We start from the raw sequence: 25,221 nt of genomic DNA, 5'->3' as shown, positions 1-25,221 counted from the left end.
GTCGTCTCCGAGCCCCGCCTCGCCCTCCGCCACCTCGCCTCCTGTGCCCTCACCGCACCTCCTTCGTTCTCGAGAGAAGTCGACATGACCCATCCCGTCACCCTGTTCACCGGCCAGTGGGCCGACCTGCCGTTCGAGGAGGTGGCACGTCTCGCCGCCGACTGGGGCTACGACGGCCTCGAGATCGCCGCATCGGGCGACCACCTCGACCTCGAGCGGGCGGACGTCGACGACGCCTACCTGCGTTCGCGACTCGACGTGCTCGACCGCCACGGGCTGAAGGTCTGGGCCATCTCGAACCACCTCACGGGTCAGGCCGTCTGCGACGACCCGATCGACTTCCGGCACCAGGCGATCGTGCGGCCGTCGACGTGGGGCGACGGCGAGCCGGAGGGGGTCAGGCGGCGCGCGGCGGAGGACATGAAGCGCGCCGCCCGGGTCGCCCGCAAGATGGGCGTCGACACGGTGATCGGCTTCACCGGGTCGAAGATCTGGCCCTACGTCGCGATGTTCCCGCCCGTGCCCGAGAGCGTCATCGACGCCGGCTACGAGGACTTCGCCGCCCGCTGGAACCCCATCCTCGACGTGTTCGACGCCGAGGGCGTGCGATTCGCGCACGAGGTGCACCCGAGCGAGATCGCATACGACTACTGGACCAGCGTGCGGGCGCTCGACGCCATCGAGCACCGCGAGGCGTTCGGCTTCAACTGGGACCCGTCGCACCTGCTCTGGCAGGGCGTCGACGCCGTCGGGTTCATCGTCGACTTCGCCAACCGGATCTACCACGTCGACTGCAAGGACACGCGGCTGCGTCCACCGTCCGGGCGCTCGGGCGTGCTGGGCTCGCACCTGCCGTGGGGCGACCCGCGCCGCGGCTGGGACTTCGTCTCGACCGGGCACGGCGACATGCACTGGGAGGACGCCATCCGCGCCCTCGACGCGATCGGCTACGACGGACCCATCTCGATCGAGTGGGAGGACGCCGGCATGGACCGCCTGCACGGCGCGCCCGAGGCCCTCGCGTACATCCGGTCGCTGATCTGGCCGCGGCCCACCGCCTCCTTCGACGCCGCGTTCTCGAATCAGTAGCAGACTCGTCTCGTGCCCCGAACCCTGCTGCCCGGTCAGACCTGCCGCCTGTTGATCGTCGACCCCGCCACGGGGCACGCCGACGTCGTCTTCGAGAGCGCGACACTGCTGGTCGAGGCGCCGAACTGGAGCCCGGACGGGCGCTGGCTCGTCGTCAACGGCGACGGGCTGCTCTGGCGGCTCGCCGTCGACGGATCGTCGTCGGGTGTGCTCGAGCCGGTCGCACTCGGCGACGTGCCCGAGATCAACAACGACCACGTCATCGCGCCCGACCAGGGCAGCGTCTTCGTCAGCGCCCGCGACGGGCACCTGTACGAGGTCCCCTGGGACGGCGTGGCCCCGGGGTCGTCGGCCCGCCGCGTCACGCTGGACCACCCCGAGGATCGGGACTACAAGAACTACCTGCACGGCGTCTCGCCCGACGGGGCGACGCTGTCGGTGATCGTCGGGGCTCTGCCCGCCGTCCCCGGTGATCCTGCCGGCGGCGCCGGCGAGAGCGCCGAGGAGGCGCGGCGCACGTGGCAGACGAACGTCGCCCTGGTCTCGGTGGCCGACGGCAGCACCGCCGCCGTGACGTCGGACGGGCACCCCGACGACGGCGTCGAGTACTCGCCGGACGGGCAGTGGCTGTGGTTCAACTCGGAGCGCGCGTCGGACGCGCCGGGGCACGCGCAGCTGTTCCGTGCCTCCTTGTCGGGTGACGACGTCACCCAGATCACGTTCGACGCGGCCGTCAACTGGTTCCCGCACGTGTCGCCCGACGGCACGACGCTGCTGTGGCTGGCGTACGAGCCGGGCACCCTCGGACACCCCGAGAACCGCGACGTGGTGCTGCGGACGATGGCGCTCGACGGTGGGTTGCCCGCTCCTGGTGCGGCACCGCGCGACGTGCTGCGCCTGTTCGGCGGCCAGGGCACCACGAATGTGCCCGGCTGGAGCCCGGACTCGCACCGGTTCGCGTGCGTGGAGTACCCGCTGTCGTAGCCCTGTCGGGCCTTGCGGCGGGCTGTGAGGGCTGTATGAGGCGACTAGGGGCTTCCTCATCGGTCGACCACAGCCCGTTCATAGAAATCTCTCCATACTGAGAAAGGTGACCACGACAACTCCCGCCACCGCGTCGGCCCCGCGTCTCACGCGCGCCGACGGCTCGCCTCTCCGCGTCCTCGTCGTCGACGACGAGAACAGCCTCACCGATCTGCTCTCGATGGCCCTGCGCTACGAGGGGTGGGACGTGAAGGCCGCCGCCGACGGCCAGTCGGCGCTGTCGACCGCCCGCGACTTCAAGCCCGATGCGATCGTGCTCGACGTGATGCTGCCCGACATCGACGGGCTGCAGGTGCTGGGTCGGCTCCGGTCGGGCGGCGACGACACGCCCATCCTGTTCTTGACCGCGAAGGACGCCGTCGAAGACCGCGTCCAGGGGCTCACCGCCGGTGGCGACGACTACGTCACCAAGCCGTTCAGCCTGGAAGAGGTCGTGGCGCGCCTCCGGGGTCTCATCCGTCGTTCGGCCTCGGCCGTCAGCGAGAGCGGTGACTCACGCATCGTCGTCGGCGATCTGGTGCTCGACGAGGAGAGCTACGAGGTCACCCGCTCGGGTCGCGAGATCGAGCTGACGGCGACGGAGTTCGAGCTGCTGCGGTTCTTGATGCGCAACCCGCGTCGCGTCCTCAGCAAGGCGCAGATCCTCGACCGGGTGTGGAGCTACGACTTCGGCGGCAAGTCCAGCGTCGTCGAGATCTACATCTCGTACCTGCGCAAGAAGATCGACGCCGGAGAAGAGCCCATGATCCACACGGTGCGCGGCGTCGGATACGTCATCAAGCCCACGTCGTGACGGCATCAGGCCGCTGGTCGCGGGTGCGCGGCGCGGTCGGGCTCGGCACGCCGATGACCCTGCGGCGGCAGCTCGTGCTCAGCATCGTCGCGCTCGTCGTCATCGTCACGGTCGTGATCGGCGCGGTGAGCGTCGTGGCCCTGCGCGGGTTCCTGCTGCGGCAGCTCGACGACGAGCTCGATCAGGCGTCCGGGCGGGCCGTCGTCATCGCCCAGGAGATCCTGTCGGGGTCGGCCGGCGCGGGCAGCGCGTTCGGCAGCGGGCCCGACCAGGGCTTCGTCAACGGCCCCGGCCAGGGTGCCGGGACGTTCGCCGCGGTCGTGCACGGCAACACCGTCCAGGCGGCCGGGCGCGTCAACGAGCAGGGCGAGGTCGAGACACCACTCGACCAGGCCGGAGCCAACCGGCTCGTCGCGGCCTCGGTGGTCGCGAAGCGCGGCGAGCCGATGACGATCGACCTTGGCGGCACCCTCGGCTCGTACCGCGTCCAGTTCGTCGTGCTCGGGACGACGTCCTCGTCCGCGTCGAGCGCCGTCACGACCACCTCCGTGGTGGTCGGGCTGCCGATGGCGTCGGTCACGTCGACGGTCACGCAGCAGATCACGCTCATCGCCCTCGTCACGCTGCTCGGTCTCGCCGTGGCGATCGCGGTCTCCTTCCTGGTCGTCGGGCTCGCCCTCCGGCCGCTCCGTCGCATGTCCGACACGGCGCTGCGCGTCGCCGAGCTGCCCCTCGACCGGGGCGAGGTCGCGCTCGCGGAACGCGTCGACGACCAGGACACGGACACCCGCACCGAGGTGGGCAGGGTCGGCGCGTCGCTCAACAAGATGCTCGGCCACGTGGCCGGAGCGCTGGAGGCGCGGCAGCAGAGCGAGAACAAGGTGCGGCAGTTCGTCGCGGACGCCTCGCACGAGCTGCGGACGCCGCTCGCCTCCGTGCGCGGCTACGCCGAACTGACCCGCCGGATGAACACGGGTCTGCCCGACGACGTGGTGTACGCGATGGGGCGGATCGAGTCCGAGTCGCTGCGCATGACGTCGCTCGTGGAGGACCTGCTGCTGCTCGCCCGTCTCGACGAGGGGCGCGATCTCGTGTCGGCCGACGTCGACCTGACGCGTGTGCTGCTCGATGCCGTGAACGACGCCCACGTCGCGGGGCCCGCCTACGCCGTCGACATCGACGTGCCCGACGAGCCGGTGGTCGTGCCGGGCGACGCCATGCGGCTGCACCAGATCGTCGCGAACCTGCTGACGAACGCGCGCACGCACACCCCCGAGGGGACGGCCATCCACGTCGCACTCGGAGTCGACGCGGCGAGAGGGCAGGCCGTCGTGACGGTGGCCGACGACGGGCCCGGCATCGAGCCGAGCGTGCTGCCGGTGCTGTTCGAGCGATTCGCTCGGGCGGACAGCTCGCGCTCGCGCAAGGCCGGATCGACCGGGCTCGGGCTCGCGATCGTCGAGGCCGTCGTGCATGCCCATCAGGGCTCCGTCACGGTGGACAGCTCGGCGGCGGGGGCGACCTTCACGATCCGCCTGCCGCTCCGCGCCGCCGCCGTCGCCGGCGCGCCGCCCGCCGTGGCACCCGCGCCCGGCGCGCCCGCCTGACTCGCGCCTCCGCGCCGCGCTCCCGCCCCGCCCCTCCGCCGCTCCCATCTCCGCCCCGCACCTCGTTCTGATCAACGCACCTCGTTCCAACGAGGTGCGTTGATCAGAACGAGGTGTTCTGCCCTGCGCACCCTCACTGCCCCCGGGCGAATCGACGTGCGGCGGCTCGTGCCGCTGCGGTCACCCGGCGTGGGTCGACCGGGATACCGGCAGCCTGCAACAGCGCAGCCAAGCGGCGCGGGTCGACGAGGTCGCGGTACTCGAAGCGGATGATCACCCGGATCTCGGGGTGTGTCAGCAGCCGCGCCTCGCGCCGTTTCTCGGCGCGTACGACCTCGGCCGGTGTCCTCCCCCCTCGCATCTGGGGATCGTCGTATTTGGCGAATCCGTCGAACTCGAGCAGCGCGCCGTACTCGGCCAGGAAGAAATCGCCCCGGTAGACGACGCCGTCGATCACGAACTCGCGCTGTGGGACGGCCTCGACGACCCCGAGCTCGAAGAGGACGACCCGCGCCAATGACTCGCCGCCGTTCTCGGCGTAGGGGCATGCGAACGTGAGCGCACGATGGGCAGCTCTTGCTCCGGGTGTCGTGAGAGGGCCGAGGCGATCGAGCAGCCGCGAGCGATGGGTCTCGACCGCGGCATCGGTGAGGACACCCGAACGATGGCCGCGGGGGAGGGCCTCACGACGCAGGACGGCATCCACGCACATCACCGCATCGGCGAACGATGCGGTCCGGGCGATGTCGACCGCCGTCCGGTCGAGGCTGGTCACGGGGACACCCGAGACCGTCGTCACGTCGACGGTGTCGAGCGGCCCGGGGCGTCGACGGATGGACTTCGTCGTCTGCGTGCTCGACCGCCGGGCATCGATGACGCAGACACGATCGACGTCGAGGTCGAGCGCGGGTAGATCGTGCAGTGCCACCGCCGTGCTATGAGAGGCGACGCAGGCGCCGAGACCGAGCATCACCGCCCTCGCGAGGATGACGTGCCGTGCCCGCGCGTCGGCCGAGGACCAAGAGCGCGCGTCGACGTAGACACCGCGGTGAACACGGACGACACGCCCGGCGCGAGCGGCTCGCCTGAGTGCCTGCGCCTCCTTCGATTCAGGATCGTAGGTGGCGGCGAACGAGAGGGGCACGGAAGAGGGATCGACGATCGGCATGGACCGAGAGTCGTCATGTGACGCCTCGAGTTCAGGGCTCACGTGCCCGCCTGTGGACGGTCGGCGGCACGGATGAGGCTGTGGAGGACATGTCCGCCGACGACGCACCTCGTTCTGATCAACGCACCGCGCTTTAGCGAGGTGCGTTGATCAGAACGAGGTGCGCGGGGGCGGTGCGGCGGGGGCGGTGCGGCGGCGGCGGGGCGGCGGGGCGGCGGGCGCGGCGGGCGGCGGCGCGCGGGGGCGCGGCGGCGGCGGGCGGCGGCGCACGGGCGCAGGAGGCCCGACTTGCGTCCGCGACGCCGCCCCGGCTACACTTCTCGAAGCCCAAGACCGCCGGTTGTCTTCGCATGCTCGCATGAGAAGGCCGAAGGTTCTCGCGAGAGAGCGCCTGCGCAGGTGTGTGAAGTCGAACCTCTTGTTTGAGAAGCTCAGCTCCGTGCGCTTGCGCCGGAGCTTTTTTAGTGCCATCTGGCATGCGCGAACTCCTGGGGGCTGCCGGCACACCCACTTAAGGAGAGCCATGGCGAACAAGGAAGCTTCGGTCGCCGAGCTCACGGATGGATTCCGTGACTCGAACGCCGTTCTGCTCACCGAGTACCGCGGTCTCACTGTCGCTCAGCTGAAAGAGCTGCGCAAGAACATCAGTGCAGACGCGACGTACGCCGTGGTGAAGAACACGCTCAGCAAGATCGCGGCGAACAACGCCGGCATCAGCTCGTTCGACGACGAGCTCGTCGGACCGTCTGCGATCGCCTTCGTGCACGGTGACCCTGTCGCCGTCGCCAAGGGCCTGCGTGACTTCGCCAAGGCGAACCCCGCGCTCGTGATCAAGGGCGGTTACTTCGACGGTAACCCCCTGACCGCGGCCGAGGTCACCAAGCTCGCCGATCTCGAGTCGCGGGAGGTGCTGCTGGGCAAGCTGGCCGGCGCCTTCAAGGCTTCGCTGTTCGGTGCCGCTTACCTGTTCAACGCTCCGCTGTCGCAGGCCGTCCGTACGGTCGAGGCGCTGCGCGCGAAGCAGGACAGCTAACAGCTGATTCACCCCACCACGCTTTAGAACACCCCACAAGGAGAAAATCATGGCAAAGCTCACGCAGGACGAACTGATCGAGGCCTTCAAGGAGCTCACGCTCATCGAGCTCAGCGAGTTCGTCAAGAAGTTCGAAGAGGTCTTCGAGGTCACCGCTGCTGCTCCCGTCGCGGTTGCCGGTCCGGCTGCTGCCGGCGGCGGCGCTGCCGAAGAGGTCGAGGAGAAGGACTCGTTCGACGTCGTCCTCGAGGCCGCCGGCGACAAGAAGATCCAGGTCATCAAGGAGGTCCGCGCGCTCACGAGCCTCGGCCTCGGCGAGGCGAAGGCCGTCGTCGACGGTGCCCCCAGCACCGTTCTCGAGGGCGCCAACAAGGAGACCGCCGAGAAGGCCAAGGCTCAGCTCGAGGGCGCCGGCGCGACCGTCACGCTCAAGTAATCCCGGGCCCTCAGGGCCCTGCATCACCGCATCAGTCGAAAGGCGTCACCCCGAGAGGGGTGGCGCCTTTCGCCGTTGCGGCGGGCGTGCGACGGACCCAAGGAGGCGCGGGTCGCCTCAGGAGACGCGCGCCAGCACCGAGTGCCGCCTGCCGTACACCGCGTAGACACCCGCGCCCACGACCATCCACACGGCGAACGCGATCCAGGTGATCCAGCCGAGCGTCACCATCAGCAGCACGCAGAACGCGCAGCCCAGCAGCGGGGTGAGCGGGTACAACGGCACGCGGTACGACCGCTCCAGCTCGGGCCGCGTCCGGCGCAGGTAGATCACCGAGACGTTGACGACGGCGAACGCGAACAGCGTGCCGATGCTCGTGGCGTCGGCCAGCGCGCCGAGCGGGATGAGCGCGGCCGTCACGGCGACCGCGCCGCCGACGATCAGCGTCCCGACGACGGGCGTCTGCGTGCGCGGCGAGATGCGTCCGAGCGCGCGGGGGACGAGGCCGTCCCGCGACATCGACACGAAGATCCGGGTCTGGCCGTAGAGGACCGTCAGCACGACGCTCGCGATCGCGAGCACCGCCGCGACCGAGAAGACGAGCGCGACCCACGGCTGGCCGGTGATCCCGGCCACGATCTGGACGAGGGTCGCCTCGCCGTCCGTGAAGGTCTGCCACGGACGCGCACCCACGGCCGCCACGGCGACCAGGATGTACAGCACCGTGATGATCACGATCGAGGCGATGATGGCGCGGGGCAGGTCTCGTCTCGCATCCCGCGCCTCCTCGCCGGCCGTCGACGCGGCGTCGAAGCCGATGTAGGAGAAGAACAGCCGGCTGGCGGCCGCCGAGACGCCGGCCGCACCCATCGGGGCGAGCGGTTCGAAGTTGCCCGCGTCGAACGCCGTGAAGGCGACGGCGACGAAGAACACGAGCAGGGCGATCTTGACGACGACGAGGAGGGTGTTCACCCAGGCGCTCTCGCGAGCACCCGGCACCAGGACCGCCGTGGCGATCAGCACGAGGACGGCGGCGGGCAGGTTGACGACACCGCCGGCACCGGGCGGGGCCGCGATCGCGTCCGGCAGTGCCAGGCCGAAGACGGCGAGCGTCTCGTTGACGTACTGCCCGGCGCCGACCGCGACGGCGGCCACCGACACGGCGTACTCGAGCACGAGGCACCAGCCGCAGACCCAGGCGATGCCCTCACCGAGGGTCGCGTACGCGTACGAGTAGCTCGACCCCGACACGGGCACGCTGCCGGCCATCTCGGCGTACGACAACGCCGACAGCAGGGCGGCCACGCCCGCGAGCACGAAGGACAGCCAGACCGCGGGCCCGGCGAGCGGCACGGCCGTGCCGAGCACGACCAGGATGCCGGTGCCGAGTGTCGCCCCGATGCTGATGGCGGTCAGGTGCCAGACACCCAGGGACCTCCGGAGGCGCGGTGCCGCCGACGAGGAGGCGTCGCCGTCGGCGCCGGCCTCCGCGAACGCCTCGATCGGCTTGCGACGGCGGAGCTGCTGTCCGAGGGGCAGGCGGGCGGGGGAGGAGGCAGGGGCATTCGGCACCGCAGAACGGTATCAGCCGGACTGCGGGTCGGCCGGGCCGACGGTCAGTCGTCCCCCAGCAGACCCAACTGCCGGAGGCGGTGCATGGCCTCGCGACGAGACGTCGCCTGGACCTTGCGATAGATGCTCCGCACGTGGCTCTTGACGGTGTTGACGGAGATGAAGAGGTCGTTGCCGATCTGGCCGAGCGTCTGCCCGGTCGCGAGATGCCGGACGATGACGAGCTCACGATCGCTCAGCGGCTCGGCGAGGCGCGAGACGTCGTCGCTCTCGCCGCCGAGCATGTGCTCGAGGGTGCTCGTGATCGACTGCGGCTGGTCGCGGGCCAGGGCTCGCGTCGTCAGCTGGTCGAGCACCTCGTGCGGCAGCGTGTCGAAGTACCACGACGTGCCCGACATCCCCGCGGAGAGCAGCGCGCGGTCGAACATGATGTCCGACCGGGCCGCGTCGTCGAGGGCGAGGTGCGCGGCCGCCGCGATGGTGTGCACGTGCGCCATGGTCCGCTGGCTGTGCAGGTCGCCGAGCGAGAGGCATGCCTCGAGATCCTCGAGGGCGGAGTGGGGCTCGTCGTCGGTCAGGTGCACGAGGGCGATCACCCGGGCCGGGCACACGACGTGGCGGTGCGTCGGGGTCACGGCGATCGCGAGGCGACGGGCTTCGAGGGGCTGTCCGAGCGCCCGCATGGTCTCGGCACGCAACGTCGTCGCGGCCTGCTGCACGCTCGACTCGCCGTGGTAGCCCGTGACGAGGCGGGTGATCCGGCCGAGCAGGTCGAGCACCTCGATGTGGCGGCCCTCGATCAGGCAGACGTGGGCCTCGGCGAGGAACCCCAGGGCCTCCCAATCGCTGCCCCGCGACGCGAGGCGGACGTCGGCGACGACGGCGTCGTGGCGCCGACCGGGCTCGTCCCGCTCGAGGCCGAGGTGCAGCCTGGTGATCTGGGCGAGTGCACCGAACGAACTGCGCATCAGGTCGGTCCCGTCCGCGAGCCGGGCCGCGAGCTCGAGATGTTCGTCGGAGCGCTCGTAGTCGCCCTGCAGCATCGCGATGTACGCGAGGGCGGACAGGCACTCCACGCGCTCGGCCGTGCTGAGGTGCTCGTCGCCGAGACCGTTGGCGAGGCTCAGTGCGAAGAGTGCCTGGTCGAGCTGGCCCGAGTGGACGCGGACGAGTCCGAGCTGCAGCGAGAAGGAGGCACTGAGGGAGATCCGGTCGCCGATCGAGTTGCGGGTGTCTCCCTCGAGCGACAGGCGCACGATGTCGAGGTGCTCGAGGGCCGAGACGAAGTCACCCAGGCTGCGTCGGGTCGCCGCGAGGTGGACGTGATAGCCCGCGCGGATGTCGAGGGGGAGATCGGGATCGGCGTCGATCGCCTTCGCGACACCGCGAAACCAGGGCAGGGCCGCGCTCCGCGACCGCGAGCCGACGGAGTGGTGGCTCGCCGCGAGGGCCAGCAGGATGCGCGGGCGGCCGCGCCATTCGTCTTCGGGGATCGACCGGATGGCATCGCGGAGCCGCGCGCCCTGCAACGGGGCGATCTGGGTCCATCGCTGCTCGATGGCGTCGAGGGCAGCACGGTGGTCGACCGGCTGCAACTCGGTGGTCGGCGGATCGACGGTCATATCGTGGAACGGGTTCACGGTTCCTGCCTTTTGCCGCATCGGACGATGCTCTGTCGGGTACAGAACATGAAGCGGACGGAGCGTTCGGGCGCTCGTCGGACCAGCATAAACTGAGATTTCGTGCGTTAGTACATATTGCCCCGAAGTCGGGGTGCGCCCGGGTGCGACGGCGCGGGGCGTCGGTGGGCAGGCATACGCTGAGCGGATGAGCAGGATGGACGCGGTCGCCTCGGGTGGCGGCATGCGAGGCGGTGGCGGCGGTCGACCCGGCCGGGTGTCGAACGGCGACGCGAAGGCGCAGCGGGCCGCGAACGCGCAGGCGCCCAAGATCCCCGATCTCGTGCGACGCATCCGGGGGCTGTTCTCGCCCTACAAGCGGGCCCTCGTCATCACGGTCGTCCTGGTGCTCGTCGGGGCCGCCATCAGCGTCGCACCCCCGTTGCTGACCAAGCAGGCGTTCGACCGTGGTCTGTTCCCGGCCGGGGGCCCCGACGTCCCCGTGCTCGTCGAGCTCGTCAGCGCGATGGTCGGTCTCTGGGTCCTGTCGGCGGCCATCGGCGTCTGGCAGACCTATCTCACGGCCACGGTCGGCAACAAGGTCATGGGCGCGCTGCGTATCCGACTCTTCGGCCACCTGCAGCGGATGGAGCTCGCGTTCTTCACGCGGACCAAGACGGGCGTCATCCAGTCCCGGCTGCAGAACGACGTGGGCGGCGTCGCCAACGTGCTGAGCAACACCATCTCGAGCGTGCTCGGCAACACCGTGACCGTCATCGCCGCGTTCGTGTCGATGCTCGTGCTGAGCTGGCAGATGACGGTCGTCACCGTGATCCTGCTGCCGCTGCTCGTGGTCGCCCAGCGCAAGGTGGGGCAGGTGCGGGCGCGCATCGCCACGCAGACGCAGGAGTCGTTGTCCGACATGACGGCGATCACGCAAGAGGCATTGAGCGTCAGCGGCATCCTGCTCGCGAAGAGCTTCAACCAGCAGCGCGCCGAGGTCGAGCGCTATTCGGCCGAGAACCGCACGCAGATCGGCCTGCAGGTACGCCAGCAGATGAGCGGCCAGTGGTTCTTCGCCGTGGTGCAGATCTTCCTGTCGATCATCCCCGCGATCATCTACCTGGTCGCCGCGTACCTCATCCTGCACGACGTGCCCGTGACGGCCGGCACGATCGTCGCGTTCACGACGGTCCAGGCCCGCCTGACCTTCCCGTTGATGGGGCTGCTGCGCGTCGCCCTCGACCTGCAGACGTCGGGCGCGCTGTTCGCCCGCATCTTCGAGTACCTCGATCTGCACCCCGCGATTTCCGACGGAGGCGCGGCGAAGGTCGTCGACACGCGTCACCTCGGTCGTGTCCAGTTCGACGACGTGTCGTTCTCGTACCCCGACGCCGAGCCCGGCCAGAAGACCCTCGACGGTGTCTCGTTCGACATCGCGCCCGGGCAGTTCGCCGCGTTCGTCGGCCCGAGCGGTGCGGGCAAGACGACGGTGTCGTATCTCATCCCGCGCTTCTACGAGGCGAGCGGAGGCGCGGTGCGGTTCGCCGGCGACGACGTGCGCGACCTGCGACAAGAGAGTCTGATCGAGAACATCGGCATCGTCAGCCAAGAGACGTATCTGTTCCACGCCACGATCGGCGACAACCTGCGCTACGCCCGACCCGATGCGACCTCCGACCAGCTCGTCGACGCCGCCCGCCGGGCGAACATCCACGACACGATCATGTCGTTCCCCGACGGGTACGACACCGTGGTGGGCGAGCGCGGCTACCGGCTCTCGGGCGGAGAGAAGCAGCGCATCGCGATCGCGCGGGTGCTGCTGAAGGACCCGGCCGTGCTGGTGCTCGACGAGGCCACGAGTGCCCTCGACACCGTGTCCGAGCGTGTCGTGCAAGAGGCGCTGGACGAGGCGGCCAGCGGGCGCACCACCATCGCGATCGCCCATCGTCTGTCGACCGTGCGCTCGGCCGACGTCATCTTCGTGGTGGCCGCCGGACGCATCGTCGAGCGGGGCAGCCACGACGAGTTGCTCGCGCTGGGCGGGGTGTACGCGGGGCTCTATGGGGAGCAGGTGTCGCAGGCGACCTGACCCGCGCCTCCTCGTCTCGGCCGGCTAGCTGACGGGGACGGGGCCGCCCCGCTCGTCGAGCATCTCGGTCATCGCGTCGATCTCGCTCTGCTGGATGCTCACCATGCCGCTCGCGAGCGCGCGCACCTGGGCGTTGTCGCTGCGAGCGAGCACGGCGTCGGCCATCTCGACCCCGCCCACGTGGTGCGCGATCATCAGCGTGAGGTAGAGCCTCTCGGCATCGACGCCGCTCAGCGTCTGCAGACGCGCGAGGTCGGCCGCCGAGGCGAGGCCGGGCATGCGCCCGCCGGGGGTGTGCGTGGACGTCGTCGCGCCTCCGGACGGTGTCGCCGTCGACCCGTGCGCGTGCTCGCCGTACGACCCGTCGAGGGTCGGGCGCGACATCCAGGTCATCGTCGGCTCCGACGGTGCCTGCGACACGCCCCACACCTCGAGCCAGGCGTACATCTGCCCGGCCTGCTGCGCCTGGGCCGTGGCGATGTCGTAGGAGAGGAGGCGCACCGAGGCGTCGTCGGTCCGGTCACGCACCAGCATGGACATCTCGACGGCCTGCTCGTGGTGCACCTGCATGTCGCGCGAGAACCCGGCCTCGACGCTGTCCTGGCCGGGGACGACCGGGTTCGGCGAGCTGAGCCGGCCCACGGCGACGCCGATCAGCAGCACGACGGCGAGGGCGATCACCGACGCGATGACGAGGCGGAGGCGCCGACCCGGCTCGGGCGTCACGCGATCTTGCCCGGGCCGTCGATGCCACCGGTGCACGGGGCTCCCGGCTCGGGGGCGGTCGAGGACTTCCAGTACTTCGTCACGAAGTCGTCGAGCTTCGACTTGTCGGCGTCGACGTTCGTGAAACCGAGCTGCGCGCCCCAGGCCGAGACGTACATCGGCTTGTCGAGGCCCGGGTAGGGCGACACGACCGAGTAGGTGTCGGGGGCGAACGAGCGCAGCGCCTCGATCTCGCTCTCGCTGACCTGGGCGGGGTCGTAGGTGAACCAGATCGCGCCGTGCTCGAGGTCGTGCACCGCGTTCTCGTTCGGAACCTGCTCGCTGTAGACGCCGCAGTTCATCCAGACCTGGTTGTGCGGGCCGCCCGCCGGGGGCGTCATCTCGTAGTCGACCGTGCCGGACACGTGGGTGGGCTTGAGGTCGGCGTAGGTCTTGACGCCGTCGATCGAGATCGCCGACGGGTCCTGGCGGGGCTGACCGCTCGTCACGACGAAGGTGACGACGAGGGCGATGGCCGCGGCGCCGGCGACGGACGCCGTCACGATCGCGATCAGGCGGTTGCGCTTCGACCGCTTCTGCTGCTGTTGCAGAGCGGCGACCTTCTCCTGCCGACGGGCGTCCCGCTGCTGTTTGACGGTCGGCTGGTTCTGGTTGGAGCTGCTGGCCACGGGGGAGTCCTCTGGTCGGGCATGATCCGGCGACGGGCACGGCCCGCCTCCGTAGACGTGTCAACCATTTTGTCCCACACCTGTCTGTGAGCTCGGTAACAGTCCCGAACCCGCTCGGTAGACTCCCCGGGTGAAGTACGCAGAGACCGTCATCGACCTCGTGGGCAACACCCCTCTGGTCAAGCTCAACAAGGTCACCGAGGGCATCAGCGCCACCGTGCTGGTGAAGGTCGAGTACCTCAACCCCGGCGGCTCCAGCAAAGACCGGATCGCGACGCGCATCATCGACGCCGCCGAGCGCGACGGCCTGTTGAAGCCGGGTGGCACCATCGTCGAGCCCACGAGCGGCAACACGGGCGTCGGCCTCGCCCTCGTCGCCCAGCAGCGCGGCTACAAGTGCGTCTTCGTGCTGCCCGACAAGGTGGGGGAAGACAAGCGCAACGTGCTCAAGGCCTACGGTGCCGAGATCGTCGTGACACCGACGGCCGTCGAGCCGTCCAGCCCCGAGTCGTACTACAGCGTGTCCGACCGGCTCGTCCGCGAGATCCCGGGCGCGTTCAAGCCGAACCAGTACGCCAACCCGAACGGCCCGCTCTCGCACTACGAGACCACCGGCCCCGAGATCTGGCGCGACACCGAGGGCGCCATCACCCACTTCGTCGCCGGCGTCGGCACGGGCGGCACCATCACCGGCACGGGTCGCTACCTCAAAGAGGTCTCCGGAGGCGCGGTGCAGATCATCGGCGCCGACCCCGAGGGCAGCGTCTACAGCGGGGGCACCGGCCGTCCCTATCTCGTCGAGGGTGTCGGCGAGGACTTCTGGCCGACCGCCTACGACCCGAGCGTCGTCGACCGCATCATCGCCGCCTCCGACGCCACGTCCTTCGCGCTCACCCGCCGCCTGGCCCGCGAGGAGGGCCTGCTCGTGGGCGGCTCGAGCGGCCTCGCCGTCGCCGCCGCGCTGGAGGCTGCCCGTGACCTGGGCCCCGACGACGTCGTCGTCGTGCTGTTGCCCGACGGCGGTCGCGGCTACCTCGGCAAGATCTTCAACGACACCTGGATGGGCTCGCACGGCTTCGGCCTCGGCGATGACGACGGGGCGGGTGCTGCTGTCGGTGCCACGACCGTCCGCGATCTGGTCGCCGCGAAGACGGGCGCGGTGCCGGATCTCGTGCACGCCCACCCGTCCGACACCGTCCGCGACGTCATCGGGATCATGACCACGTACGGGGTGTCGCAGATGCCGGTGCTGTCGGCCGAGCCTCCCGTCGTGATGGGTGAGGTCGTCGGGTCCATCGACGAGGCCACGCTGCTGCGACACGTCTCCGACGGAGCCGTCACCCTGGGCGATCCGATCTCGTCGGTGGTCGGCGCCTCACTGCCTCTCATCGGCGCGAACGAGTCGGTCGACGACACTCGTCGCGCCCTCGGGACGGCCGACGCGCTGCTCGTGAGCGACGATGGCAAGCCCGTCGCGGTGCTGACCCGGCACGATCTGCTGGCGTTCCTCTCGGCGTGACCCGCGCCTCCATCGCACTCGGCTCCATCTCCTCGTGAAAGGCCTTCCATGACCCACGGCTTCGAAACCCGCGCCATCCACTCCGGTCAGCAGTTCGACCCGACGACCGGCGCGGTCGTGCCACCCATCTACCAGTCGTCGACGTTCGTGCAGGACGGCATCGGCGGGTTCCGCGGCGGGTACGAGTACGCCCGGTCGGCGAACCCGACGCGCGACTCGCTGCAGACGCTGCTGGCCGACCTCGAAGGAGGCACGGCCGCCTTCAGTTTCGCCTCGGGTCTCTCGGCCGAAGACGCCTTGCTGCGCTCCGTGCTGAAGCCCGGCTCGCGCATCGTCATGGGCAACGACGTCTACGGCGGCACGCACCGCCTGGTGAGCCGGGTGCACGTGCCGTGGGGCGTGACGCTCGACACCGTCGAGATGAGCGACCTCGACGCCGTGCGGGCCGCCGTCCGGCCCGGCGAGACCGACGTGCTGTGGGTCGAGACGCCGAGCAACCCGCTGATGAAGATCAGTGACATCGCGGCGCTCGCCGAGATCGGGCACGCCGCGGGGGCGGTCGTCGTCGTCGACAACACGTTCGCGTCGCCGTACCTGCAGCAGCCGCTGTCGTTCGGGGCCGACGCCGTCGTCCACTCGACGACGAAGTACATCGGCGGGCACAGCGACGTCGTGGGCGGCGCGGTGATCGTGCGCGACGACGAGCTCGCCGCCAAGGTCGGCTTCATCCAGTTCGGCGTCGGCGCCGTCTCCGCGCCGATGGAGGCCTGGCTCACCATCCGCGGCGTGAAGACCCTCGGCGTGCGCGTCGACCGGCACTCGTCGAACGCCCTCGCCATCGCCGAGGCGCTCAGCACGCACGACGCGATCGACCGCGTGTACTACCCCGGCCTGTCGTCGCACCCGGGGCACGAGCTCGCGGCCCGTCAGATGAAGGCGTTCGGCGGCATGCTGTCGGTGTCGCTCAAGGGCGGGGGAGCGGCGGCGCGGACCTTCGCGGAGTCGACCGAGCTGTTCCAGCTCGCGGAGTCGCTCGGCGGCGTCGAATCTCTGATCGGCTACCCGTCCGAGATGACCCACGCGTCGGTGCGCGGTACGGAGCTCGAGGTGCCCGACACGATCGTGCGACTGTCCGTCGGCATCGAGGACGTGTCCGACCTGCTGGCCGACGTCGAGCAGGCACTCGACCGGGTCGCGTAGCGGCTGCGGCTGCGGCCGCGGCTGCCGCCGCCTGAGCGTCGTGTGTGGTTCGCGGCATCCTGTGCTGTTCGTACCGCACACGACGCCGCGAACACCACACGACACGGGCGCTGTCGGCGGCCGGCCCTAGGCTGATCCCATGACCGACGCCGCCCTCCCCACGAGCGGGGGCGGGGTCCTCTCCCGGGCCTACTGGCTCGTCACCGTCGGCATGTGCGCCGTGATCGGCATCGCCGCGTTCGAGAGCCTCGCGGTGACGACGGTCATGCCGATCATCAGCGCCCAGCTGCACGGCGAGGCGTTGTACTCGATGAGCTTCGCCGCGCCCCTCGCCACGGGTCTCGTCGGCATGGTCGTGGCCGGCAACTGGGCCGATCGCAGCGGCCCCCGCGTCGTCGTGGTCACCTCGGTCGTCGTGTTCGCGATCGGTCTGCTGATCGTCGGCCTGGCTCCCGACATGACCGTCCTGCTGCTCGGCCGGCTCTGCCAGGGCTTCGGCTCGGGGGCGGTCATCGTCGCGCTGTACGTGATGGTGGCCCGGCTCTACCCGCCCGAGCTGCATCCGTCGATCTTCGCCGGGTTCGCGGCCGCGTGGGTGGTGCCCGCGCTCGTCGGCCCGCTGGTGGCCGGGGCCGTCACGCAGGCGCTGAGCTGGCACTGGGTGTTCTTCGGAGCGGTCGCCCTCGCCGTGCCCGCGTTCGCGATGATCCTGCCGAGCCTGCGCAGTCTCGAGGCACCCGTCTTCGACGACCCGGCGTCGCGCCCGCGCTGGAGCCTCTCGCGCATCGCCTGGGCGGTTGGTGCTGCCGCCGGTGTGCTGCTGCTCAACCTGGTCGGCGAGATGCCGGCCGCACTCGCCGTCGTCGTGATCGTCGTCGCGCTCGTGGTCCTCGCCGTCGCCCTGCGGCCGCTGCTGCCGACGGGAACCCTACGGGCCGCGGCCGGGCTGCCGACACTCGTGCTGTTACGCGGTCTGGTGGGCGCCGCGTTCTTGAGTGCCGAGATCTACGTGCCCTATATGCTCGCGTCCGAATACGACTTCGCGCCGACCGCGTCGGGCATCACGCTGACCCTCGGAGCCCTCGCCTGGTCGTTCGCGAGCTGGCTCCAGGGGCGACTCGGCGATCGGGTGCCGCATCGCGTCGGTATCCGCGTCGGTATCGTCCTCGTGCTGATCGGTCTCGCGGCCGCGATCGCGACACCGCTGTGGCATCTGTCGCCCGCCGTGCTCATCCCGTGCTGGACGGCGGCGGGCTTCGGCGTCGGCTTCATGTATCCGCGGTTCTCGGTGCTCGTGCTGAGCTGGTCCCGCACGACCGAACAGGGCTTCAACAGCTCGGCCCTGACGATCGCCGACTCGGCGGGCACCGCCGTGGCTCTCGCGCTCGTCGGCGCCGCGTTCGCCGCGTTCGGCGGCATGACGCAACCGGCCGCGTTCGTGGCCTGTTTCGCCGTCGCGGGCGCGATCGCCCTGCTCGCGCTGGCGGCGAGCGGCCGAGCGGTGCCGCGCCGCGCCTCCTGAGCCCCCGCTCGAAACGGGCGCGAATGTGCGACCTTTTCGCGCTCGTGACTGGCAGAAACGAGGTTCTTCGGGCGACCTCGGCCCGAACGGTCGCACATTCGCGACCGGAGCCGGGGCCCGTGCTGCTGCCAACGACGGGCAGGAGGCACGGGTCCGCGTAGGAAACGACTGGCAGCCGTTCGACGCGTGGTCGTCACCACCCGTCCACATCTGCATAATGGTCTCCAGGCTCCGATGTGACCGGACACATTCCAGCCCCCAGCACGACCACACGAGCAACGGAGCGAAGTGAAGCCTGACGTCGAGAAGGTGCGCGCTCCCAATATCCGCGACGTCGCCGCCCTGGCCGGGGTCTCGTACCAGACGGTCTCGCGGGTGCTGAACGACAGCCCGAGCATCCGGCCGGCCACCCGCCAGCGCGTGCTCGACGTCATCACGGAGATCGGCTACCGGCCGAACCAGGCCGCGAGGGCGCTGTCGACGAGTCGGTCGAAGGTGATCGGCGTGCTGACGCTGCAGAACGTCCACTTCGGGCCGCAGACCATGGTCAACGCGATCGAGCTCGAGGCGCGGGCCGCCGGCTACCGCCTCGCGATCGCCAGCACGACCCGCGACGACGACGACGTCCGCGCCAGTCTCGACGTGCTGACCAGCCAGTCCGTCGAGGCCATCATCGTCATCGCCCCGCAGCGTCGCTTCTTCAACGTGATCGACGAGCTCGACCTCGGGCTGCCGATCGTGGCGCTCGACTCGACGCAACGAGCGAAGGCGCACAGCCTCTCGGTCGACCAGTTCGCGGGGGCCCGCCTGGCGACCCGGCACCTGATCGACCTGGGCCACCGGCACATCGTGCACGTCGCCGGACCGCAGGACTGGATCGAGGCCGACGAGCGCATGCAGGGGTTCCTGTTCGAGATGGGCGAGGCCGATCTGTCGATCGAGCCGCCCATCCTCGGTGACCTGACCGCCGACTTCGGCTACATCGCGGGCCGCGAGCTGCTGCGCCGACGCGACTACACGGCGGTCTTCGCGGCGAACGACATGATGGCGCTCGGTCTGCTGCACGCGTTCCGCGAGGCGGACGTCGACGTGCCGCGCGAAGTCAGCGTGGTCGGCTTCGACGACTCGCCCTCGGCGGCGCATGTCTGGCCCCCGCTGACGACGGTGCGACAGGACTTCGAGCTGATCGGCCGCCGAGCCCTCGAGCTCGTGCTCGCCGAGCTCGACGGCAACGAGGTCGTCGACCTGACGCTGATACCCCCAGAACTGGTCGTCCGTGGGTCGACGGCCCACCCGTGGTTCATGGCCTGACGCCCGAATCCATGGGCATCGGGGGCACTTTGCGCGAGCCGAGGAGGCGCGGGTCGACTGCCGACGACACGGCCCGGATAACGGATTGGCATCGGCATTTGACACGGCCCTGTCGCAGGATTAGCTTTACTGCAGTCGCGGTGTGAACGGTCACATTTGAGGGTTGTTCACCGCGAGATTCAGAAGTGTTCCGCCAGCCCGACGGCTGACGGACGACGACGAAGTCGAACCGTGGAGGTCAGCGTGCCCAGAGCACAACTCGCGAACAGCCGTAACCCCGGGGGTGCCGGCCGTGGCCGTTGATTCCCCGATCATTCTCGAGATGCGCTCCATCACCAAGGAGTTCCCGGGCGTCAAGGCGCTCGACAACGTCTCCATGCAGGTCCGCGCCGGTGAGGTGCACGCGATCTGCGGCGAGAACGGCGCCGGCAAGTCGACGCTGATGAAGGTGCTGTCGGGTGTCTACCCGCACGGCACCTACGCCGGCGACATCGTCTACCAGGGCGACGTGATGAAGTTCCGCGACATCCGGTCCAGCGAGAACGCCGGCATCGTGATCATCCACCAAGAGCTCGCGCTCATCCCCGAGCTGTCGATCACCGAGAACATCTTCCTCGGCAACGAGCCGACCCGCTTCGGGGCGATCGACTGGCGCGCCGCGAAGTCCATGGCCATCGACCTGCTCGCCCGCGTCGGCCTCTCGGAGGACCCCGACACCCCGATCAAGACCCTCGGCGTCGGCAAGCAGCAGTTGGTCGAGATCGCGAAGGCCCTGCACAAGAGTGTCAAGCTGCTCATCCTCGACGAGCCCACCGCGGCCCTGAACGAGGCCGACTCGCAGCACCTCCTCGACCTGATCCGTGGGCTCAAGGGTCGCGGCATCTCGTCGATCATGATCAGCCACAAGCTGAACGAGATCGAGGCGATCGCCGACTCCATCACGATCATCCGTGACGGAAAGACGATCGAGACGCTCGACGTCAAGGCCGACGGCGTCAACGAGGACCGCATCATCCGCGGGATGGTCGGCCGCAACCTGGCCAGCCGGTTCCCCGACCGCACGCCGAACATCGGCGAGGTCTTCTTCGAGGTCAAGGACTGGTGGGTGCGTCACCCCCAGACCGCCGAGCGCTTCGTCTGCAAGGGCTCGAACATCACGGTGCGCAAGGGCGAGATCGTCGGCCTGGCGGGCCTCATGGGCGCCGGTCGCACCGAGCTCGCGATGAGCATCTTCGGCCGCTCGTACGGCCAGTTCGTCTCCGGCGAGATCGTCAAGGACGGCAAGAAGATCGAGATCAAGAACGTCACGGACGCGATCGACAACGGTCTCGCCTACGTGTCGGAGGACCGTAAGGTGCTCGGTCTCAACCTGCTCGACGACATCAAGCGCTCGACCGTCGCGGCCAAGCTGAAGAAGATCAGCCGCGGCTCGGTCGTCAACACGTACGAAGAGCACAGCATCGCCGAGGAGTACCGCAAGAGCCTCCGCGTCAAGACCCCCACGGTCGACGAAGGCGTCGCGAAGCTCTCCGGCGGCAACCAGCAGAAGGTCGTCCTCGCGCGGTGGATGTTCACCGACCCCGACCTGCTCATCCTCGACGAGCCGACCCGCGGCATCGACGTGGGCGCCAAGTTCGAGATCTACAACATCATCAACCAGCTCGCGGCTCAGGGTAAGGGCGTCATCGTCATCTCGTCCGAGCTGCCCGAGCTGCTCGGCCTCTCGGATCGCATCTACACGATCTTCGAGGGCGCCGTCACCAACGAGATCGACGCGTCCGACGCCGATGCCGAGACCCTCATGCGAAGCATGACTTCGACGAAGAAGAAGGAGAACGCCGCATGAGTGGCATCAAAGATCTGAAGAAGGTGTTCGGCGGCAACACGTCGAACGCACGCCAGTTCGGCATGATCGCGACGCTCGTCGTGGCCATCCTGTTCTTCCAGGTGTTCACCGGCGGTCTGACGCTCTCGTCGACCAACCTGATCGCCCTCGTCAGCCAGTACTCGTACATCCTGATCCTCGCCATCGGCATGGTCATGGTGATCGTGGCCGGCCACATCGACCTGTCGGTCGGCTCGGTCGCCGCGTTCAGCGGCATCCTCGTCGCGACGTCGATGAACAGCTGGAACTTCCCCTGGCCCGTCGCGATCGTCTTCGGCCTCGTCGTCGGTGCCGCGATCGGGGCCTGGCAGGGCTTCTGGGTCGCCTATGTCGGTGTGCCCGCGTTCATCGTGACGCTGGCCGGCATGCTGCTCTTCCGCGGTGCGAACCAGTTCGTCGGCAACGCCGACACGCTGCCCGTGCCCGACGGCTTCACGGTGATCGGCTCGGGGTACCTGCCCGAGTTCGGCCCCTCGACGGGCTACAACAACGCGACCCTGCTGCTGGGTCTCATCATCGTGATCGCGATCGTCTGGCGCGAGTTCAGCCTGCGTCGCACGCAGGCGAAGATGGGCTCCGAGCAGGCGCCCCTCTGGGTCAGCGTCGTGAAGCTCGTCGTGCTCATCGCGATCGTCGGCTACGCCGCCACGCTGTTCGGTGGCGGTCGGGTCGGCACGTCCTTCCCGATCTCGGGCATCATCCTCGGTGTCCTCGTGCTGCTGTACGGCTTCGTCACGCAGAACACGATCTTCGGTCGTCACATCTACGCCGTCGGTGGCAACAGCCACGCGGCCGAGCTGTCCGGTGTGAAGGCGAAGCGCGTCAACTTCTTCGTCATGATGAACATGTCGGTGCTCGCGTCGCTGGCCGGCATGATCTACGTGGCCCGTGCCGGTGCGTCCGGCCCGCAGGACGGTCTCAACTGGGAGCTCGACGCCATCGCCTCGGTCTTCATCGGTGGCGCCGCCGTCGCCGGTGGTATCGGTACCGTGACCGGCTCGATCGTCGGTGGTTTCGTCATCGCCGTCCTGAACAACGGTCTGCAGCTGCTCGGTGTCGGCTCCGACAAGGTGCAGATGATCAAGGGCCTCGTGCTGCTGATCGCCGTCGCCGTGGACGTCTACAACAAGAGCCAGGGTCGCCCGTCGATCACCGGGTTCCTGACCCGCGGTCTGAAGCGCGACAAGAACGGCGTCGCCGAGCAGTTCACCCCGGCCGCCTCGAACCCCGGCGCCCAGGGCGGCGTCGGCACCGACGCCGACTCGACCGAGCCGGCGCTCACCCCGAACGGCGACCTCTCGGACCAGCAGCGTCCGAAGGCCACCACGCCCAACTGACCCCACCGCCACGACCACCTGACCCGCGCGACCGTCCAGAGACGGCCGGCCGCGCCTCCATCGGGTCGACCCGCTACCGGCAGGTCGTCCCAGCACCAACCCCAACCACAAGAAAGTAGACACAGCATGCGCAAAATCGCTCTGGCGACCATGGCGGTCGCCGCAGCCACGACGCTCGTCCTGGCCGGCTGCTCGTCCTCCCGCGACGGCGCGGGTTCGGATGCGTCGTCCGGATCGGGCTTCGACTCGGGCTCGACCATCGGCGTCGCACTGCCCGCCAAGACCTCGGAGAACTGGGTGCTCGCGGGCGACCTGTTCACCAAGGACCTGACCGACGCCGGCTTCAAGCCCGACGTGCAGTACGCAGCGGCCAGCGGCACCGTAGCGAACCAGCAGGACGAGATCCAGTCCATGGTCACCAAGGGCGCCAAGGTCATCATCATCGGCGCGGCCGACGGTGGCCAGCTCGGCACGCAGGTCAAGGCGGCGCACGACGCCGGCGCGATCGTCATCGCCTACGACCGCCTCATCCTGAACACGGAAGACGTCGACTACTACGTCGCGTACGACAACTTCAAGGTCGGCGAGCTGCAGGGTCAGGCCCTGCTCGACGGCATGAAGGCCAAGAAGGCCGAGGGCCCGTACAACATCGAGCTGTTCTCCGGCTCGTCGGACGACGCCAACTCGAAGGTCTTCTTCGACGGCGCGATGAGCGTCCTGCAGCCGAAGATCGACGACGGCACCGTCAAGGTCGCCTCGGGTCAGACCGACATCAAGCAGACGGCGACCGACGGCTGGAAGGCCGAGAACGCCCAGCGCCGCATGGACTCGCTGCTCACCAGCACCTACGGCTCGACCGAGCTCGACGGTGTGCTGAGCCCGAACGACACGCTCGCCCGCGCGATCATCACGTCGGTCAAGCAGGCCGGCAAGCCGATCCCGGTCGTCACCGGTCAGGACTCCGAGGTCGAGTCCGTCAAGTCCATCATGGAGGGCGAGCAGTACTCGACCATCAACAAGGACACCCGCAACCTGGTCAAGCAGGCCGTCGCCATGGTCTCCTCGCTCCAGAAGGGCGACAAGGCCGAGACGAACGACGACAAGTCGTACGACAACGGCAAGAAGGTCGTCCCGGCCTACCTGCTGCCCCCGCAGATCGTCACCAAGGCGAACGCTGCCGAGGCCTACGCCAACGACCCGACCCTGGGCCCGTTGACCAAGTAGTCACACCCGCTTCACCCGTGCGGCCGCTCCCTCTTCTCGAGGGGGCGGCCGTTCGGCGTTCGATGACGGGGCAGCCGTTCGGCGCCTGTGCTGATGGGGCAGCCGTTCGGCGCCTGGGCTAGCGTGGCGCGCGTGGACGAGACAGGCGGGCGGGCGACCCGCGACGGGGCGACAGCCGAGGAGGCACGGGTCGGCACCGCGACGCCCGTCACCATCGAGCTCCTGCTCGCGTCGCCCGCGTCGCGGTACGTCGGCCGCCCGGCCGACGATCCCGTCGCGGCCGCGGGGCCCGAGTTGCACGAGAGCATCGAGCTGCGCGCCGGCCTCGGCATCGTCGGTGACCGCTACTTCAACCGCCCGGCCCATCGCGGGGCATCGGTCACGGTGTTCGCGGGGGAGTCCCTGGATGCCGTGGCGCGCCTCCTCGGGGTCTCGGGGCTCGACCCGGCGGCGACCCGACGCAACATCGTGCTGCGGGGGTACGACGTCGACGCGCTGCGCGGTCGCGAGTTCATGCTCGACAGCGGCGACGGCCCGGTGCGCTTCCGGGCGAACCGGCCGGCGAACCCGTGCGCGTGGATGGACGAGGTGCTCGCCCCGGGCGCGTTCCGGGCGTTGCGCGGTCGCGGCGGGATGCGGTGCACGCCCCTGACCGACGGCCTGCTGCGACTCGGTGCGGCCGTGCTCGAGCTCCTGCCGGACCGGTCGGCTGCTGCGGCCTAGCGGGCTATTCCCACCAGGTCGGCGTCATCGCGAGGATGGTGTCGAGCAAGGCCTTCCGGCTCGTGCGCTTGCCGCCGAGCCAGGCCGCGATCGCGCCGACGAGGGCGTGCGCGAAGAACCCCGCGGCGATGTGCACGGACAGGCCCTCGGGGCGGGACCCCTCGGGCAGGGACTCGAGATGAACGACCGACGACTTCTCGAAGTGCTGCGCGAGGGCGCGGTGGGTCGACGCGTCGAGCTGGTCGGGCAGGGCGAGCCGGTACAGGTCGCGGTAGCGGACGACGTGGTCGACGACGCGTTCGAGGCCGCGCCGCGTGGCCTCGGCGCCGCTGACGGCGCCGGTCTCGCGGAGCGCGAGGTCATCGGTGCGGATCGCATCGAGCTCGGGGGTGAGGACGTCGGTGAGCAGGCTGCCGGGCGATGTCGCGTGGCTGTAGAACGTGGCGCGGTTGATGCCCGCGCGGCGGGTGACGTCGGCGACGGTGATGGTCGAGACCGCCTTCTCCGACGCCAGTTCGACGATGGCCGTGTGCAGTGCCTTCGTCGTCTGGACGATCCTCGCGTCGACCATGTCTCACCCTCCCGTGGTGCGGAAACTGACCTGAGCCTAGACCGCCGACGACTGTCGTCGAGCAACGACCCGGCGGGCTGTC

At 69.6% G+C, this 25,221-nt stretch carries 21 protein-coding genes; 15 read left to right on the top strand and 6 right to left on the bottom strand.

All coding sequences use genetic code 11. The annotated features are described in order from the left end of the window. Window positions 1–84 precede the first annotated feature (84 nt). The 4 genes from ACPEEZ_RS11035 (at window position 85) to ACPEEZ_RS11020 (ending at window position 4,533) form a co-directional block, all read left to right on the top strand. A complete protein-coding gene (locus tag ACPEEZ_RS11035; RefSeq protein WP_423918749.1) occupies window positions 85–1,089 on the top strand; it encodes a sugar phosphate isomerase/epimerase family protein in 1,005 nt (334 codons plus the stop codon). Window positions 1,090–1,101: 12 nt separating this feature from the next. Next, a complete protein-coding gene (locus ACPEEZ_RS11030; RefSeq protein WP_423918746.1) occupies window positions 1,102–2,073 on the top strand; it encodes a biopolymer transporter Tol in 972 nt (323 codons plus the stop codon). A 94-nt stretch (window positions 2,074–2,167) separates the two neighbouring features. Then, window positions 2,168–2,926 carry a response regulator transcription factor gene (locus ACPEEZ_RS11025; RefSeq protein WP_423924253.1) on the top strand — a complete coding sequence of 253 codons (759 nt, stop codon included), beginning with the start codon at window positions 2,168–2,170 and terminating at the stop codon, window positions 2,924–2,926. Continuing rightward, window positions 2,923–4,533 carry a sensor histidine kinase gene (locus ACPEEZ_RS11020; protein WP_423918744.1) on the top strand — a complete coding sequence of 537 codons (1,611 nt, stop codon included), beginning with the start codon at window positions 2,923–2,925 and terminating at the stop codon, window positions 4,531–4,533. The genes ACPEEZ_RS11025 and ACPEEZ_RS11020 overlap by 4 nt, the downstream gene beginning before the upstream one ends. 133 nt (window positions 4,534–4,666) lie before the next feature. Here the strand turns inward: ACPEEZ_RS11020 and ACPEEZ_RS11015 are convergent, their stop codons facing one another. Further along, window positions 4,667–5,701: a hypothetical protein gene (locus ACPEEZ_RS11015; protein ID WP_423918741.1), complete on the bottom strand. Its 1,035-nt coding sequence runs from the start codon at window positions 5,699–5,701 to the stop codon at window positions 4,667–4,669. 523 nt (window positions 5,702–6,224) lie between these two features. Here ACPEEZ_RS11015 and rplJ point away from each other — a divergent pair. Both rplJ and rplL read left to right on the top strand, forming a co-directional pair. Further along, window positions 6,225–6,734: a 50S ribosomal protein L10 gene (gene rplJ / locus ACPEEZ_RS11010; RefSeq protein WP_423918738.1), complete on the top strand. Its 510-nt coding sequence runs from the start codon at window positions 6,225–6,227 to the stop codon at window positions 6,732–6,734. Between the two features lie 49 nt (window positions 6,735–6,783). Further along, window positions 6,784–7,170, top strand: coding sequence for a 50S ribosomal protein L7/L12 (gene rplL / locus ACPEEZ_RS11005; protein WP_423918735.1), 387 nt, complete (start codon window positions 6,784–6,786; stop codon window positions 7,168–7,170). Between the two features lie 117 nt (window positions 7,171–7,287). On the opposite strand, the gene ACPEEZ_RS11000 is transcribed toward rplL, so the two are convergent. Both ACPEEZ_RS11000 and ACPEEZ_RS10995 read right to left on the bottom strand, forming a co-directional pair. Further along, window positions 7,288–8,742 (bottom strand): APC family permease, encoded by a 1,455-nt coding sequence (locus ACPEEZ_RS11000; RefSeq protein ID WP_423918732.1) that lies wholly within the window; start codon window positions 8,740–8,742, stop codon window positions 7,288–7,290. Between the two features lie 44 nt (window positions 8,743–8,786). After that, a complete protein-coding gene (locus ACPEEZ_RS10995) occupies window positions 8,787–10,382 on the bottom strand; it encodes a LuxR C-terminal-related transcriptional regulator (protein WP_423918729.1) in 1,596 nt (531 codons plus the stop codon). A 196-nt stretch (window positions 10,383–10,578) separates the two neighbouring features. Here ACPEEZ_RS10995 and ACPEEZ_RS10990 point away from each other — a divergent pair, with 196 nt between their 5' ends. Next, window positions 10,579–12,453, top strand: a complete 1,875-nt coding sequence (locus tag ACPEEZ_RS10990) for an ABC transporter ATP-binding protein (RefSeq protein ID WP_423924251.1) — start codon at window positions 10,579–10,581, stop codon at window positions 12,451–12,453. Between the two features lie 24 nt (window positions 12,454–12,477). Here ACPEEZ_RS10990 and ACPEEZ_RS10985 read toward each other — a convergent pair whose 3' ends face one another. Next, window positions 12,478–13,179, bottom strand: a complete 702-nt coding sequence (locus tag ACPEEZ_RS10985; protein ID WP_423918727.1) for a DUF305 domain-containing protein — start codon at window positions 13,177–13,179, stop codon at window positions 12,478–12,480. Next, window positions 13,176–13,847: a DUF3105 domain-containing protein gene (locus tag ACPEEZ_RS10980; protein ID WP_423918724.1), complete on the bottom strand. Its 672-nt coding sequence runs from the start codon at window positions 13,845–13,847 to the stop codon at window positions 13,176–13,178. Before ACPEEZ_RS10980 ends, ACPEEZ_RS10985 begins: the two co-directional genes overlap by 4 nt. Window positions 13,848–13,977: 130 nt before the next feature. On the opposite strand from ACPEEZ_RS10980, the gene ACPEEZ_RS10975 reads away from it, so the two are divergent. The 8 genes from ACPEEZ_RS10975 to ACPEEZ_RS10940 all read left to right on the top strand — a co-directional run bounded on the left by ACPEEZ_RS10975 (window position 13,978) and on the right by ACPEEZ_RS10940 (window position 24,568). Continuing rightward, window positions 13,978–15,366 carry a cystathionine beta-synthase gene (locus ACPEEZ_RS10975; protein ID WP_423918721.1) on the top strand — a complete coding sequence of 463 codons (1,389 nt, stop codon included), beginning with the start codon at window positions 13,978–13,980 and terminating at the stop codon, window positions 15,364–15,366. Between the two features lie 48 nt (window positions 15,367–15,414). Then, complete coding sequence (locus tag ACPEEZ_RS10970; RefSeq protein WP_423918718.1) at window positions 15,415–16,566, top strand: cystathionine gamma-synthase; 1,152 nt, start codon at window positions 15,415–15,417, stop codon at window positions 16,564–16,566. Between the two features lie 139 nt (window positions 16,567–16,705). Beyond that, on the top strand, window positions 16,706–18,088 hold the full coding sequence (locus ACPEEZ_RS10965) for an MFS transporter (RefSeq protein WP_423918715.1): 1,383 nt from the start codon (window positions 16,706–16,708) through the stop codon (window positions 18,086–18,088). A 288-nt stretch (window positions 18,089–18,376) separates the two neighbouring features. After that, a complete protein-coding gene (locus ACPEEZ_RS10960) occupies window positions 18,377–19,399 on the top strand; it encodes a LacI family DNA-binding transcriptional regulator (protein WP_423918713.1) in 1,023 nt (340 codons plus the stop codon). 322 nt (window positions 19,400–19,721) lie between these two features. Next, entirely contained in the window at window positions 19,722–21,245 is a 1,524-nt protein-coding gene (mmsA, locus tag ACPEEZ_RS10955; protein ID WP_423918712.1) for a multiple monosaccharide ABC transporter ATP-binding protein, read from the top strand. Between the two features lie 5 nt (window positions 21,246–21,250). Continuing rightward, window positions 21,251–22,621: a multiple monosaccharide ABC transporter permease gene (mmsB, locus tag ACPEEZ_RS10950; RefSeq protein ID WP_423924249.1), complete on the top strand. Its 1,371-nt coding sequence runs from the start codon at window positions 21,251–21,253 to the stop codon at window positions 22,619–22,621. A 126-nt stretch (window positions 22,622–22,747) separates the two neighbouring features. Further along, entirely contained in the window at window positions 22,748–23,845 is a 1,098-nt protein-coding gene (locus tag ACPEEZ_RS10945) for a substrate-binding domain-containing protein (protein ID WP_423918709.1), read from the top strand. Window positions 23,846–23,977: 132 nt separating this feature from the next. Continuing rightward, window positions 23,978–24,568: an MOSC domain-containing protein gene (locus ACPEEZ_RS10940; RefSeq protein ID WP_423918706.1), complete on the top strand. Its 591-nt coding sequence runs from the start codon at window positions 23,978–23,980 to the stop codon at window positions 24,566–24,568. A 4-nt stretch (window positions 24,569–24,572) separates the two neighbouring features. Here the strand turns inward: ACPEEZ_RS10940 and ACPEEZ_RS10935 are convergent, their stop codons facing one another. After that, a complete protein-coding gene (locus tag ACPEEZ_RS10935; protein WP_423918703.1) occupies window positions 24,573–25,139 on the bottom strand; it encodes a TetR/AcrR family transcriptional regulator in 567 nt (188 codons plus the stop codon). Window positions 25,140–25,221: the final 82 nt, after the last annotated feature.

It is taken from the genome of Frigoribacterium sp. 2-23 (genome assembly GCF_049601585.1).
Taxonomy (GTDB): domain Bacteria; phylum Actinomycetota; class Actinomycetes; order Actinomycetales; family Microbacteriaceae; genus Frigoribacterium.
Note: the sequence above shows the minus strand (reverse complement) of the source record. Positions and strands in the feature narration are given on the sequence as shown.

Bases quoted from the DNA above. Each gene is read 5' to 3' on its own strand.
- ACPEEZ_RS11035 (WP_423918749.1), top strand. From the start codon at position 85: ATGACCCATCCCGTCACCCTGTTCACCGGCCAGTGGGCCGACCTGCCG.
- ACPEEZ_RS11015 (WP_423918741.1), bottom strand. From the start codon at position 5,701: ATGCCGATCGTCGATCCCTCTTCCGTGCCCCTCTCGTTCGCCGCCACC.
- ACPEEZ_RS10945 (WP_423918709.1), top strand. From the start codon at position 22,748: ATGCGCAAAATCGCTCTGGCGACCATGGCGGTCGCCGCAGCCACGACG.
- rplL (WP_423918735.1), top strand. From the start codon at position 6,784: ATGGCAAAGCTCACGCAGGACGAACTGATCGAGGCCTTCAAGGAGCTC.
- ACPEEZ_RS10965 (WP_423918715.1), top strand. From the start codon at position 16,706: ATGACCGACGCCGCCCTCCCCACGAGCGGGGGCGGGGTCCTCTCCCGG.
- rplJ (WP_423918738.1), top strand. From the start codon at position 6,225: ATGGCGAACAAGGAAGCTTCGGTCGCCGAGCTCACGGATGGATTCCGT.
- ACPEEZ_RS10990 (WP_423924251.1), top strand. From the start codon at position 10,579: ATGGACGCGGTCGCCTCGGGTGGCGGCATGCGAGGCGGTGGCGGCGGT.
- ACPEEZ_RS10935 (WP_423918703.1), bottom strand. From the start codon at position 25,139: ATGGTCGACGCGAGGATCGTCCAGACGACGAAGGCACTGCACACGGCC.
- mmsA (WP_423918712.1), top strand. From the start codon at position 19,722: ATGCGCTCCATCACCAAGGAGTTCCCGGGCGTCAAGGCGCTCGACAAC.
- ACPEEZ_RS10970 (WP_423918718.1), top strand. From the start codon at position 15,415: ATGACCCACGGCTTCGAAACCCGCGCCATCCACTCCGGTCAGCAGTTC.